A 13,246-nucleotide genomic window follows, 5' to 3' on the forward strand; every position below is an offset into this window, starting at 1 on the left:
CCTTGCGAATGAGTTCAACGCGTGCGCTGCGAGCCGACGAAGGCCGCGAGCGCCTGCACGCTGGAAAAATAGTTGCGTGTCTCCTCGGAGTCGGCCGAGACGCTGACGCCGTAGCGCCGCTGCAGGGCCAGCCCCAGTTCGAGGGCGTCGATGGAGTCCAGCCCCAGGCCCTTGACGAACAGCGGCGCGGCGGCGTCGATGTCATCGGGCGTCAGGTCCTCGAGGGCCAGGGCGCTGATGATCAGCTCCTTGATCTCGCTCTCAAGCGTTTGCGTGTCTTGGGTCACTGCGTGTCTCCGTGGTGAAATAGTCGGCCAGGTGTTCGGTCAGGCGCCGCGCGGCCAGGGCCTCGCTGTCGCGGCTGTCCACCAGGGAAGCGATGGGCATGTCGTCACGCACCTCGATGCGGAAATGCGGGCGGCGCGCCGGAATGCGCCACCAGGGAACACCCTTGGCGAGCATGGAGGGGCTGCACTGGATCAGCACCGGCGTCACGTCCACCTTGCCGCGCACCGCCACATTGGAGGCGCCGCGCTGGAGCTTGCCGGGCGCGCCGTTGACCGGGGTGCGCGTGCCTTCGGGAAAGATGATCAGGTTGTTGCCCGCGCGCAGCGAGGCCACGCTGTCTTCCACCATCGCCGGGCCGCCGTTGTTGCAGATAAAACCCGCGGCCAGCACCGGCCCGCGCGTGAAGGGGTTGGCCGCCAGTGCGGCCTTGACGACGCAGTCGGCCCGCGCGATGAACGAGATCAGGAAGACCACGTCGATCAGCGAAGGATGGTTGGCCAGCACCAGCAGGCCCTGGCGATCGAGCTTTTCGAGGCCGTGCGTCTCGTAGCTGAAGATGCCCAGCCGGTGCATCAGGCCCACGAAAGCGCGGAAGGACTGGTGGATGACCCAGCGCGCCGTGAGCGACAGGCGCCGGCGGTCGCGGATGAACAGCGACAGCGCCGGAAATACCACGATCCACAACAGCAGCCCGCCCAGCCCGAAGCAGGTAAAACTCAGCGCGGTCGCGAACAGGCGCCAGGCGTAATTCAGGCGCCTAAGCATGGGCGCTCCAGCGCCAGCATGTGCCGGCCCTGTCATGGCGCAGCAGCGCTGCGGGGGCGGCGCTTTCCTCAGGGTCTATGGACTGGAGCAGGTGGCGCAATACCGCCAGGCCGGCGGGCCAGCCCGCGGTGCCGGGATCGGCGAGGCCGTCGGCTTCACCTTCACAGAGTTCCAGGCTTAGTGCCGGTGAATCGGCCTCGTCTGGATGTCCCGGACGGGCCACGCGCCAGGCCCAGGCGTATTCGCAGGCGGGCTCGTCCTCAAACCCGGCATAGCTGTCCGGCAGCGGGGCTTCGTAATACACCACCAGCACCTCGGGCGCGCCGTCGGCCAGCAGGGCGGCGGCTTCGGTCAGCGCCGCCGCGACGCTGGCGCGGCCGCCCGCCACCACCACGGTGTTGCCGGTATGGCCCTGGGCGATGGAATAGAGGGCCGAAACGGCGTTGTGCACCGAGAGGCCGAAGCCGGCCGGCGACAGCGGCTGGCCCTGCACCAGGTCGCCGAGCAGCGCCAGGGAGCGGGTGGCGTCGCCATAACGCGAGGCGAACACCATGGGCGCGCCGGCGGGGGATTGGCACCAGTAGGCGACCTGGCAGGCCAGGCGGCCCAGGCGGTCGACGCGGCGCCGCATCATGGCGGGCATTTCGGTGAGCGGGGGCACGGCCTCCACCAGGGGCCGGGGAAGCTGGGGAAAGCCTTTGGCCCACCGGAGCCAGTCGTCATGACGGGTGAGGCCGTCGGCATAGGCCGACCATTCAAGAAGGATGAATTCGAAGCGCAAAACTGACTCGTGGGTGGATGACCTCAATGACTGACCGGGCCGATCACAAACCATTCACCGTGCCCCCCTTGTGGCCCCGCATACCCGGGCCCTCTTGTGTTTTGGACGATTTTACACAGGCACAAGCGGGGCCTTGACGCCTTTTACCCACAGTTTGGCGGCTTCCGCCAGAGGTAAATCGAAGCGAATCGGGGGAAAACCAGTAGCCAAACCCGCAGCGTTTTTTGCAAGCCCAGGCGATACCATCGTTTCATTTTCCCAACAAGGTGCTGCCGTGGACCATAAATGGCTGGAAGACTTCATCGCCCTGGCACGCGAACGCAGCTTTTCGCGGGCCGCCGAGCTGCGCCACGTGACCCAGCCGCAGTTCTCGCGCCGGGTGCGCGCGCTGGAGCTCTGGGCCGGCGCCGACCTGGTCAACCGCGCCGTCGTGCCCCTGGCGCTCACGGCCGCCGGGGAAGAACTGCTGCCGGTGGCGCGCCGCGCCGTGGACGGCCTGGGCGACGTGCGCGCCCGCATACGCCATGCGCAGGGCGGCCTTGACTGGGTCACCCTGGCGACCGGCCGCACGCTGTCGCGCACCACCGTGCCCGCCTGGCTGGCGCGCGTGAAGCGCGGCGCCGGCGAGTTCCGCCTGCGCATACTCACGGGCTCCATCCACGAAGGCGCCACCGCGCTGGAGCAGGGCGCGGCCGACTTCCTGCTGTCCTTCACGCACCCGCGCCTGCCCATGCGGCTGGACGACCAGGCTTTCGAGGGCCTGACCCTGGGCACCGAGGAGCTGGTGGCCGTGAGCGCGCCGCGCCCCGACGGGCAGGCGCTGCATGCCCTGCCCGGCAGCGCGCGCGAACCGGCGCGTGTGCTCGGTTATGCGCCCACGCTGGCGCTCAGCCAGGTCCTGCAGGACGGGCTGAGCCGCGATGCGCGCGAGTTCTTCCTGTACACCGTGACCGAGTCCGACTTCGCCGAATCCCTGCATGAGCAGGCCCTGCAGGGCGTGGGCCTGGCCTGGCTGCCGCGCGGCCTGGTCGGCGAGGACCTGCGCAGCGGCCGGCTGGTCGCCGCCGACCCGCAGGCGCTGGCCGTGCGCTTCGAGATACGGCTGTACCGCAACCGCAGTCCGCGCAATGAGCTGGTGCAGAAGATCTGGGCTGCAAGTACGAACTGACGATTCGCATGCGCCCATGCGTGATGCGCATGCGGCCCCCGGGGAGGGCTTCCTAGACTGGCTCCACTAACAAGGAGACCGTCATGCCCCCACCTTCCACCTTTCCCCCTCTTCACCTGACCCGTGCCCTGCGCGGGGCCGCGTCCGCTTTGCTGGCGCTGCTGGCCTTTTCGGCACTTTCCACCGCGCAGGCCCAGGCCTGGCCCACGGCCAGGCCGATCTCACTGGTGGTCGGCTACCCGGCCGGCGGAAGCGTCGACCTGGTCGCGCGCATCATCGCCGAGCCGCTGTCCAAGCGCCTGGGCACGCCCGTTGTCATCGAGAACGTCGGCGGCGCCGGCGGCACCATAGGCGCGCAGAAAGTCGTCAGTGCCAATCCCGACGGCTACACCCTGCTGCTGGGTTCGGGCAGCGAGGTGTCCATCGCCAGGCTCTACAACGCCGCCGTCAAGTACAACGGCGAAACCGACCTGGCGCCGGTGGGACTGATAGGCATCACGCCCATGGTGTTTGTGACCAACACCTACACCGGCGTCAAGACCATGGAGGAAGCCATCGCCAAATCGAAACGTGAACGCAACCAGCTGAGCTTTGCGTCTTCCGGCATAGGCACGCCGCTGCACGTGTCGGGCGAACTCATCAACCTGATGGCCGGCACCAGCTTTCGCCACGTGCCGTATCGCGGCGCGGGCCAGCAGTTGCAGGACCTGCTGGGCGGCAACATCGAGTTCAGCGTCTCGGTGCTGTCCTCCGCGCTGCCGCACATTGAATCGGGCAGGATGGTTCCGCTGGGCGTCACCACGCCCACACGCTCGCGCGCCGCGCCGCAAATCCCCGCGCTGGCCGAGAACCCCAGGCTCAAGGGTTATGACATGAACGTCTGGTTCGGCCTTTTCGGCCCCGCGAAACTACCGGCGCCCATGGTCGCGCGGCTCAACCGCGAACTCAACGACATCCTGCGCGAGGAAGCCGTCTGGCAAAAACTCCAGAAGGCCGGCATTTCGAATGAAGGCGGCACACCCCAGGCACTCACGGCTTTTGTGCGCGCTGAAACCCAGCGCGTGCGCGCCGTCGTCAACAAGGCCGTCAGCACCGGGGCGGCGAACTGATGCAGCACCACCCGGTCCTGACCTTGCCGCCGAAGCTGGCGCGCTGGGCGAATTCACCCACCGGCCTTCCCTATGTGCACGAGCGAAGCGGCGCCGCCCCCGGCCCAGAGATCCTGGTCACGGCGCTGGTGCACGGCAACGAATTTTCGGGCGCCATCGCACTGGCCGAGCTGCTCGCCGCGGGCTGGGCGCCGGCGCGCGGCCGCGTCACGTTGGCCTTCTGCAATGTCGCCGCCTTCGAGCGCTTCGACGCGGCACAGCCCGACGCCTCGCGTTTTATCGACGAAGACTTCAACCGCGTCTGGGCCGCCGACGTGCTCGATGGGCCGCGCCGCAGCGCCGAGCTGGACCGCGCGCGCCAACTGCTGCCTTTTGTGGACCGCGCCACGCATCTGCTGGACCTGCATTCCATGCACGAACCCTGCGTGCCCCTGCTGATCACCGGCACCCTGGCGCGCAACATCGCCTTTGCCCAGGGCTTGCGCACCGCGGGGCAAGTGGTCGTCGACGCCGGCCATGCAGACGGCGTGCGCATGCGCGACTACGGCGAATTTTCGGATGCCCAAGGCGGGCGCATCGCGCTGTTGCTGGAGGCCGGCCAGCATTGGGACCCCCGCGCCATCAGCGCCGCGCGCGACACGCTCATGCGCTTCCTGGTGCAGGCCGGTGCGCTGCCCCGCAGCGAAGTACCGATCGGCTGGCTGCTGCCGGACCGCGAGCCGCCCGCGCCTGTGGTGGTCACCGACCGCGTGGTGGCGACGTCCATGGATTTCAGTTTCAAAGAGCCTTACACCGGCGGCGAAACCATTGCCAAAGCGGGCACCATGATCGCCGTCGATGCGGGCCGCGAAGTGCTCACGCCTTATGACGACTGCGTGCTGGTCATGCCCTCGCTGCGGCAATTGCGGCCGGGGGTGACGACGGTACGCCTGGGGCGGCGGGGCTGATCGGCAGCCGCTTCGAGAGGAGGCCGAACGGTCAGCGCACGGCCTGCACTGCCGCCGCCTGTGCGAGCAACCACGTACGGAACACCGTAAGGGCCTCAAGCTTCGATGATTCCTCGGGATACACCAGGTAGTAGCCGCGGGGGGAAACCCATTGTTTCTTCGACAGCCGGCGTAAACGGCCGGTCGCCAGTGCATCGCTGGCCATGAAGTCGGGCAGCAGCGCTGCCCCCAGGCCCGCTATCGCGGCATTCAGCGCCATCGACATCAGTTCATAGCGCGGCCCCTCCTGCCCGCTGCCTATTTCGATGCCGGCGTGGTCGAACCAATTGCGCCACGCGTCCAGCACGGTCGTGTGGTGCACCAGCGCCGACATTGGGGTGCGGGAGCTCAGCGACTTGCCGTTTTTGGCGATCCATGCCGGTGCGGCATAAGGCGCCATCGCCAGGGGCAAGACAAAATCGTTGTGCAGGCCGGCGCGGTTTCCGTCGCCGAATTCGAGCGAGGCATCCACCGCCATGCTCTTGAAATCAACCGACCCCACGCGCGTGGCGAAATTCAGCGTGATCTCGCTGTGCGCGCGGGTGAAGTCCGGCAGGCGCGGAATCAGCCAATAGCTGCCCAGCGACGCGCCGACCGACACCGCCAGCGAACCCCCGCGCCCCTTGAGCGCCATCACGTTGGCCGTCGCGCGCTCGAGGCGCTGGAGGATGGGGCCGACTTCGTCCAGGTAATAACGGCCGGCTTCCGTGAGCACGACCGCGTCCCGGCGCCGCACGAAGAGCTGGACGTCAAGGCGGCTTTCAAGCGCCATGATCTGGCGGCTGACCGCGCCCTGCGTCAGGTGCAGTTCTTGCGCGGCGGCGGTGAAAGACCGCAGGCGAGCGCTGGCCTCAAGGCAGACCAGGGACATGGTGGAGGGTGCGCGCAGCATCATGGTGCATGAGAAAAAAGCATGGAAGACGTAGAAATTGTCGTTTGTAGCTAAAGGTTTGTCCACGCATCATTCAGTTTCCTCATTCCTGACTCCCAAGGTGACCTCCATGACCGACTACCGGACAACGCGGCGAACACTCCTCAAGCTGGGGGCCGCCGCGATGGCATCCTCGCCCCTGCTGGCACGCGCCGCCTGGCCCGACCGGCCCATACGCCTGATCGTTCCATCCGCCGCGGGCGGCTCACCCGACAACATCTGCCGCATCCTGACCGGCGAGTTGGTGAAGGCCCTGGGCCAGCCTTTTGTGATCGACAACAAGCCCGGCGCAAGCGGCAACATCGGCATGCAGGAGATCGTGCGCGCGGCGCCGGACGGGTACACGCTGGGATACGGCAACGTGGGCACGCTGGCGATCAACAAATCGCTTTTCTCCAAGCTGCCCTACGACCCGGACAAACAGCTGGTTCCCGTGGCGCTGCTCGGCTACGTGCAGAACGCACTCGTCGTCCGCAATGACCTGGGCGTGAAGAACGTGGCCGAGCTGATCGCGCTGGCCAAATCCAGGCCCGGCAAACTCAGCATGGCGTCTCCGGGCAACGGCACCACGGGCCACCTGGGCGGCGAACTGTTCAAGAGCATGACCGGCACCTTCATGACCCACGTGCCTTACCGCGGCAGCCCGCAGGCCATCCAGGACCTGATGGGCGGGCAGGTCGACCTGATGTTCGACAACCTGTCGTCCATCGCGCCGCACATCAAGAACGGGCGCATCAAGGCGCTCGGCGTTTCCGGCCGGGCGCGCAGCCCGCTGTTTCCCGAGGTGCCGACCATAGGGGAGTTCGTCAAGGGTTATGAAACCACGGCCTGGGGCGGCATCGTCGCGCCGGCCGGCACGCCGCGCGAAGTCGTGCTGCGGCTCAACGGGGAAATCAACAAGGTGCTGGGAAACGCCGCGGTCAATGAGCGCTATGCCGCCATCTCCTTCGAGACCACCATAGGTTCGCCCGACCGGCTGTTTGACCGCGCCCTGCGCGAGACGCGGATGTGGACGGAGGTCGTCAAGCGCGCCGGCGTCCAGGTGGATTGAACGCGCATGTTCGATTCCATCATTGAAGGCGGCGAACTCATCGACGGGACGGGCGCCGCCCGGGTGCGCGCCGACCTCGGCATGTCCCAGGGAAAAATTCTCGCGATCGGCGACCTGTCGGCCGCCCCGGCGCGCGAACGGGTCAGCGCGCACGGGCGAATTGTCGCGCCGGGTTTTATCGACGTGCACACCCACGACGACCGCCTGCTGCTCTTGCCCACCACCGGCGCGCACCCGAAGTTGTCGCAGGGCGTGACGACCGTGGTGTCGGGCAACTGCGGCGTCAGCCTGGCCCCCCTGCAGACCCGCCATCCACCGCCGCCGCTGGACATCCTCGGAACGGACGGCTGGATCTACCCGAGCTTCGCCGCCTACCTGGAGGCGCTCGACGCGTCTCCGCTGGCCGTCAACGTTGCCTGCCTGGTGGGCCACTCCACGCTGCGGGTCAAGCACATGGCCGACCTTGAACGGCCCGCCACCCCCGCGGAGTCGGCGGCCATGGCGGCGGAACTCGCCGGCGCGCTGGCCGCGGGCGCCATCGGCCTGTCAACGGGTTTGTACTATCCGCCCGCGAAAGCGGCCACGGCCGAAGAGGTGATTGCCGTGGGCGCGCAACTCAAGGCCGCCGGCGGCATGGTGGCCATGCACATCCGCGATGAAGGTGACGCCATCGACGAGGCGCTGCGCGAGGCCCTGCACATAGGCCGCGAACTGGGCGTGGGCACCGTCATTTCCCACCACAAGCTGGTCGGCACGGCCAACCACGGCCGCTCCGTGCAGACATTGGCAATGCTGGAGCAGGCGGCGCGAGGGCAATCGGTCTGCTTTGACTGTTATCCCTACAACGCCTCGTCCACCATGCTGCTGCCGTCCCGCGTGAAGCAGTCGAGCGACGTGCTCGTGACCTGGTCCCAGCCCGAGCCCGGTGTTGCGGGGCGCTCCCTGAAAGAGCTCGCGCGCGAGAGAAACCAGACCGAGGAGGAGGTGGCGCGGGCCTTGCAGCCGGCCGGGGCCATCTACTTCGCCATGAGCGAGGAGGACGTCAGCCGCATCCTGGGCCATCCCATGGCCATGGTCGGCTCGGACGGCCTGGCGCATGACGTACGCCCGCATCCGCGTTTGTGGGGGACTTTCCCGCGTGTGCTGGGGCATTACGTACGCGAGAGAAAGCTGTTTTCGCTCGAGACCGCCATCTACAAAATGACGGGACTCAGCGCAAGGCGCTTCGGCCTCGCCGGCCGGGGAATCCTGGCGGCCGGAAACCACGCGGATATCGTCATCTTTGATGAGCACCGCATCGCCGCCAATGCCAGCTACGAACAGCCCACCGAAGCCAGCTCGGGAATCGATGCGGTTTTTGTCAACGGCCAGCTCGCCTGCCGGGACGGCCTCAGCGTCCGGGTGGATGCCGGCCGGGTGCTGCGCAGGCGGGGCGCGTTGTCATGAGGCTGCCTGGAGGAGAGCCCGGATGACCGCCGCAGCGCTACACCAGCGGAAGCCGTATCCATAAACGCGCACCGGTGGGCGCCAGGGCTTCATAACCCGCCTGGCCGCCGTGACGCTCGGCCACGCTGTGCACGAAGTAGAGGCCCAGGCCGGTGCCGTGCGCCGTCTGCTGCGCCGCTTTTTGCGTGCTGAAGCGTTCGAACAGGCGGGGCAGCATTTCCGCGCTGACACCGGGCCCCTGGTCGGCCACCGACAGTTCGGCCTTTCCATCTTGCAGGGCCAGGGTCAAGGTGACGCTGCCGCCCGCAGGCGAGAAGCGCAGGGCGTTGTGCAGCAGGTTGTCGAGCGCGCGCTCCAGCAGGTGGAAGTCGCCGCGTATCCACACCGGCTCATCGGGGATGTGGCGCAGCAGGCGCACGGATTTTCCCTGCGCCGATTCGTAGACCGCATCGGTGGCCTGGTGCGCGACGCTGCCGAGGTCGATTTCGCGCAGGTCCTTCTGCTCCAGGCTTTGCACGCGGGCAATCGACAGAAAGGATTGCGCCAGCTTGTGCGCGCGGCGCAGTTGCTGGAAAAGGCGGTGCTGGTTCGTCTCGTCGAGTGTTCCGCCGCCCAGTTGCTGCACGGCGGCGGCCAGGGGCACGCGGATGTCGTGCGACAGGAAAGCCAGGGTCTCCTCGCGCTCCTTGTGCAGGTCGTGAAAGCGCTGCTGCACCTGCTTGACGTGGTCGATGCGCTGCTCGAACCTGAGCCGGTGAAACGGGCTGTCCGCCGCCGCGCCGGTCAATTGATGAAGCTGCCAGTCCAGGTAGCGCCTGGCCGTTTCGAGGCGGCGCCAGCTCCACAAGGGGTAGGCCGCGATCGCGGCGACCAGGGCGCCCGAGGGCGCAAACCAGCGCCCGGACACCAGGGGCAGCGCCACGCTGAGCGCCACCAGCGCCGCGAACCATGCGGTGTTGACCAGCAGGCCCGGCAGCGGCATGAAGCGCAGCGCCCACAGCAGCGGCACCAGCGCCAGCGCCGCACTCAGTGCCAGCGTCCAGGCTCTTCCCAGCGGCACGATGAAGCGGTCGTCACGCAGGTTCAGCAGCACATTGGCCAGCACTTCCACGCCCGGCATGGCGGCGCCGTTGGTGGTGACCGGCGTCGACAGGATGTCGCCCATGCCGGCCGCCGTTGCGCCCACGAAGACGACCTTGCCGCGCAGTGCCTCGGCGGGCGCGCCGGGGCGCATAAGCTCGGCCGCCGAAACGGTGGGAATGGTGCCCGGCGGGCCGGCAAACCGTAACAGCCGGGGCTCGCGGCGCACCAGCGTGGGCGCCTGGTCGGTGACGAGCCGTGCCGTGTCCCCGGGCGGCAGGTAAGGGGTGGCGTCCGGGGGCTGCCAGCCGGTGATTTGCAGCGCGCTCTGCGCCAGCAAGGGCCAGCCGGCGGTGCCCACGCCTTCCCACAGGTCGACGCCGCGCGCCACACCGTCGTCGTCCAGGCGCACACTCACGCGCCCCAGGCCGGCCGCGGACCGGGCCAGCAAGGGGATGGGCGGCGACTCCAGCAGCTGGCCGCCCTGGCGGGCGCTTTCCATCACGACGGGCAGCGACACATTGCCGCAGGCGCGCATGGCCCTGGCCAGAGCCTGGTTGCCGGCGCTATCGTCACCGACCTCATTGAAGGCGATGTCCATCGCCACGGCTTTCGGCGAGGCCCGGCAAATCTGCTGCAGCAACTCGGCTTGGACACGGCGCGGCCAGGGCCAGCGGCCCAGTTCCTGCAGGCTGGTTTGGTCGATCGCCACGATCACCACGCCGGTCGGTGCGGGCTGCGCGCTCAGCCGCTGCGACAGGTCGAAGACAAAATGGTCGATGCGCGCAAGCCAGCCGCTGGCGCTGACCCCCAGCGCCAGCGCGGCCAGCACCAGGCCCATGCCCAAAAGCTCACGCAGGCTGTGCGTGCCGCGGGGCGGGGAGTTGTCTCGCATGCCGGCTTACAGCAGCAACAGCGGCAAGCCCAGCATCCACAGATAGGGATAGCGCGAGGGCACGTCAATCTTCTGCAGCATGGGCGGTCCGGCGGTGCCGTCCTGGTTGTCGACCAGACGCACCCCGAGGAAATGCGCGCCGCCCGAGGGGCGGGGCAGGCGGATCGCGCCGTCGAAGGAGTCCTGTTGCTGGTCCTCGGGCGCCATGGCGGGCGTGCCCGACACCGAGACCCGGTAGTGATGATCCGGCGGCGGCGCGGGCAGGTCCAGCAGCAGCGCGTCGGCCTCGTAGCGCAGGGCGGCTTGGCCCAGGTCGGGCATCCCCGGCGCGGGTTTGTAGCTGAAGGACGACGCGGGAGACCACGGCCCTTGTTCACCTTGCGCCGTGATGCTGGCCACACGCCAGTGCAGCTTGCCCTCGGGCAGGTCGTCCGCGGGCAGCCACTCGGTCTGCGGCACGGGCTGGTCCAGCAACAGTTGCGCGAAGTTCTCCGACTGCGAAGCCTGCACCCGGTAGCGCGTGGCGTCCACTGCGCTGGTCCAGCGCAGTGTCGGGCGCGGCGAGCGCATCGTGGCGGCGCGGCCCGGCGCCTGCAGGGCAGGGGCGAAGGGGCGGGCGGCCACGGTGAAGGCGTGCCGCGCTTCCAGTCCCTGCAGGCCCAGAGCGTCCAGGGCGCGCACGCGCAGGATGTAGCGGCCGTTGGGCAGGTCGGCAAAACTCAGGACGCCTGAGCCCGGCGCCGAGCTTCTCTCCGCGAGGATGGCGTCAAAGCTGCTGTCCTGGGAAACCTGGCCCCACAAGACGGCGCCTTGTTCGCCGCGCGCGGGAGGCAATGAAAAGCGCAGGGGCAGTTGTTCCAGGCGCGGCGGCAGGGCCGACACATCGGGCGCGCGGGGCAGGGCGCGAGGCGGCAAGGGCGCTTCGCCCGGGCGGGCGACAGTCCCGAAGCCGGGGCCCACCACCACGGTTTTTCCGGTGGCGTCCACGCCGACGGACCCTTCCAGGGTTTCCTCGCGCGTCTGGCCGGCTTCGACCCCGACACGGAACACCGTGCCGCGCACCACCGCCTGGGCGCTGGGCGTCAGCACGCGCAAATTCTGCTGCGCGCGCCGTCCCGGGTTGTCGGTGATTTCCGTCTGGCCTTGCAGCAGGCGGACCCGCGTGTCGGCCATCAGGCCGTTGGCATACAGGCTGAGGGTGTCCAGTACCAGCGTCGAGCCCGGGTGCACGCGCAGCTGCGTGCCGTTGGCCAGCTCCAGCGTGGCGCTGGCCAGGGCTTCGGTCTGGAGCTCGGCGCCCACCGACAGGACCTGTCCCGTGGACGCGGTTTTCCACGCGCCCTCGGGCTCGCGCCAGCGCACGCTGCCGTGCACCGTTTTTAACGTGGCCTGGCCGGGGCTGCTGCGCAGCATGGAGGCGGGAATGCGCAGCACCGTGCCGGGCGGAATGCGATGCGGGTCGGCGATCCGGTTGAGCCGCTGCACCACATCCCAGCGCTGCGGGTCCACGAGGTGGCGCTGGCCCAGGCTGATCAGCGTGTCCCCGGGGCGCACGCTGTAAAGCCAGGCCGGCGCGCTGGAGGCCTTGTCGGGCACGCCGGCGGCGGGCAAAGGCTGGGCCGGCGCGAAGGCGGCGATGCCGAGCGACAGAAGCCCGCCGGCGGCAATTTTTTTGTACATGGGAAGGCTTCCGGAACATGCCGGCCCGGCAGGGCGGTGGCCTGGCTCGAACTTGCGGGAGGAGGGTGAGTGGACCTCAGTCATGCAGCCACTCGAGACGGTAGCCCTGGCCGTAGACCGACACCAGGCGCCAGCCCGATTCGGGCGACAGCTTGAGCTTTCTGCGCAGGGCGCTGGCCTGCACGTCGACCTTGCGCGACTCCACGTCGGTGTTGTGCCCCCACACCGTCAGCAGCAGGTGGGAGCGCGTCAGCAGGCGCCCCACGTTTTGCAGCAGGTGAAGCGCGAAATCGGTTTCCAGGTCTGTCAGTTCCACGCGCCGGCCTTCCACAAAGAATTGCCGGGTGCTGAAGTCCACTTCCAGCTGTCCCCAGGCGCGGCGCCGTGTTTCCTGTTTCAGGCCGGAGCGGTGCAGCACGACATTGAGCCGCGCCAGCAGGATGGGCCGGGAAACCGGTTTGACCAGGTAGTCGACCGCGCCGGCCGACAGCATCTGCACCACGTCGTCCTCGCTGTCGCGCGCCGTCAGAAAAATCACAGGCGGGCAGGCGTCTTTGAGTTGCAAGCGCAGCCTTGCCAGCACCTCGGGCCCTGACATGTCCGGCACCAGCCAGTCCAGCAGGCAGGCCGCGTACTGCCCTCTTTCCACGGCCCGCGCGCAGTCGGCGCCGCGGCTGAACAGATCCACCGCCAGGCCTGCTTCCCTGATCCATCCACAGATTGCTTCGGCGGTTTCAGGCTCGTCTTCCAGGTAGGCGATTCGGGGCGCGGAAGTGTGAGGCATACGGATTCAGGTGCCGGGGATTAAGCCGGATCATTACTTTCAGTTACATATTTTGGGGGTCTAAGGACTTACCGAGTTTAGTGGTCTGACAACTGTCTGCCCACCCCTATTCGCCTCGAGTGTTGGTAATTAGTAAGTGTAAACAAGGATTTACCCTCTGTTTGTGACGGGCCTCCTATCATCCGCGGCGCTAGTACCTTTTACCTCCTGTCACAACTATGCTCGAACTATTCCGACGCTGCGCGAAACATCTGTGCAAGCTGCCGACCCCGGCCTCCTGGA

At 68.0% G+C, this 13,246-nt stretch carries 12 protein-coding genes; 5 read left to right on the plus strand and 7 right to left on the minus strand.

Translation table 11 applies throughout. The features are described from left to right. Nucleotides 1-14 precede the first annotated feature (14 nt). The 3 genes from AC1D0O_RS08465 to AC1D0O_RS08475 are packed head-to-tail and all read right to left on the minus strand — an operon-like array spanning nt 15 to nt 1,834. A complete protein-coding gene (locus tag AC1D0O_RS08465; protein WP_477653091.1) occupies nt 15-287 on the minus strand; it encodes a phosphopantetheine-binding protein in 273 nt (90 codons plus the stop codon). Next, on the minus strand, nt 262-1,053 hold the full coding sequence (locus AC1D0O_RS08470) for a lysophospholipid acyltransferase family protein (protein ID WP_477653092.1): 792 nt from the start codon (nt 1,051-1,053) through the stop codon (nt 262-264). The genes AC1D0O_RS08465 and AC1D0O_RS08470 overlap by 26 nt, the downstream gene beginning before the upstream one ends. Further along, complete coding sequence (locus AC1D0O_RS08475) at nt 1,046-1,834, minus strand: beta-ketoacyl synthase chain length factor (RefSeq protein ID WP_477653093.1); 789 nt, start codon at nt 1,832-1,834, stop codon at nt 1,046-1,048. Before AC1D0O_RS08475 ends, AC1D0O_RS08470 begins: the two co-directional genes overlap by 8 nt. A 274-nt stretch (nt 1,835-2,108) precedes the next feature. Between AC1D0O_RS08475 and AC1D0O_RS08480 the strand changes: the two genes are divergently transcribed. From AC1D0O_RS08480 to AC1D0O_RS08490, 3 genes are all read left to right on the plus strand, one after another. Further along, complete coding sequence (locus AC1D0O_RS08480; RefSeq protein ID WP_477653094.1) at nt 2,109-3,002, plus strand: LysR family transcriptional regulator; 894 nt, start codon at nt 2,109-2,111, stop codon at nt 3,000-3,002. An 83-nt stretch (nt 3,003-3,085) separates the two neighbouring features. Continuing rightward, nucleotides 3,086-4,111, plus strand: a complete 1,026-nt coding sequence (locus tag AC1D0O_RS08485) for a Bug family tripartite tricarboxylate transporter substrate binding protein (protein ID WP_477653095.1) — start codon at nt 3,086-3,088, stop codon at nt 4,109-4,111. Beyond that, the gene (locus AC1D0O_RS08490) at nt 4,111-5,058 is read left to right on the plus strand and encodes a M14 family metallopeptidase (RefSeq protein WP_477653096.1); all 948 of its coding nucleotides are present in this window, start codon (nt 4,111-4,113) and stop codon (nt 5,056-5,058) included. Before AC1D0O_RS08485 ends, AC1D0O_RS08490 begins: the two co-directional genes overlap by 1 nt. 31 nt (nt 5,059-5,089) lie before the next feature. Here AC1D0O_RS08490 and AC1D0O_RS08495 read toward each other — a convergent pair whose 3' ends face one another. Continuing rightward, complete coding sequence (locus AC1D0O_RS08495) at nt 5,090-5,992, minus strand: LysR substrate-binding domain-containing protein (protein WP_477653097.1); 903 nt, start codon at nt 5,990-5,992, stop codon at nt 5,090-5,092. A gap of 106 nt (nt 5,993-6,098) precedes the next feature. Here AC1D0O_RS08495 and AC1D0O_RS08500 point away from each other — a divergent pair, with 106 nt between their 5' ends. Both AC1D0O_RS08500 and AC1D0O_RS08505 read left to right on the plus strand, forming a co-directional pair. Beyond that, nucleotides 6,099-7,079 carry a Bug family tripartite tricarboxylate transporter substrate binding protein gene (locus tag AC1D0O_RS08500; protein WP_477653098.1) on the plus strand — a complete coding sequence of 327 codons (981 nt, stop codon included), beginning with the start codon at nt 6,099-6,101 and terminating at the stop codon, nt 7,077-7,079. Between the two features lie 6 nt (nt 7,080-7,085). Further along, a complete protein-coding gene (locus AC1D0O_RS08505; protein ID WP_477653099.1) occupies nt 7,086-8,525 on the plus strand; it encodes an N-acyl-D-amino-acid deacylase family protein in 1,440 nt (479 codons plus the stop codon). 37 nt (nt 8,526-8,562) lie between these two features. On the opposite strand, the gene AC1D0O_RS08510 is transcribed toward AC1D0O_RS08505, so the two are convergent. The 3 genes from AC1D0O_RS08510 to AC1D0O_RS08520 all read right to left on the minus strand — a co-directional run bounded on the left by AC1D0O_RS08510 (nt 8,563) and on the right by AC1D0O_RS08520 (nt 12,964). Further along, a complete protein-coding gene (locus AC1D0O_RS08510) occupies nt 8,563-10,500 on the minus strand; it encodes a CHASE2 domain-containing protein (RefSeq protein WP_477653100.1) in 1,938 nt (645 codons plus the stop codon). 6 nt (nt 10,501-10,506) lie between these two features. Beyond that, a complete protein-coding gene (locus AC1D0O_RS08515) occupies nt 10,507-12,180 on the minus strand; it encodes a FecR family protein (RefSeq protein ID WP_477653101.1) in 1,674 nt (557 codons plus the stop codon). A gap of 76 nt (nt 12,181-12,256) precedes the next feature. Beyond that, entirely contained in the window at nt 12,257-12,964 is a 708-nt protein-coding gene (locus AC1D0O_RS08520) for a response regulator transcription factor (RefSeq protein ID WP_477653102.1), read from the minus strand. Between the last annotated feature and the right edge of the window lie 282 nt (nt 12,965-13,246).

Source organism: Polaromonas sp. P1_F2, from assembly GCF_056405735.1.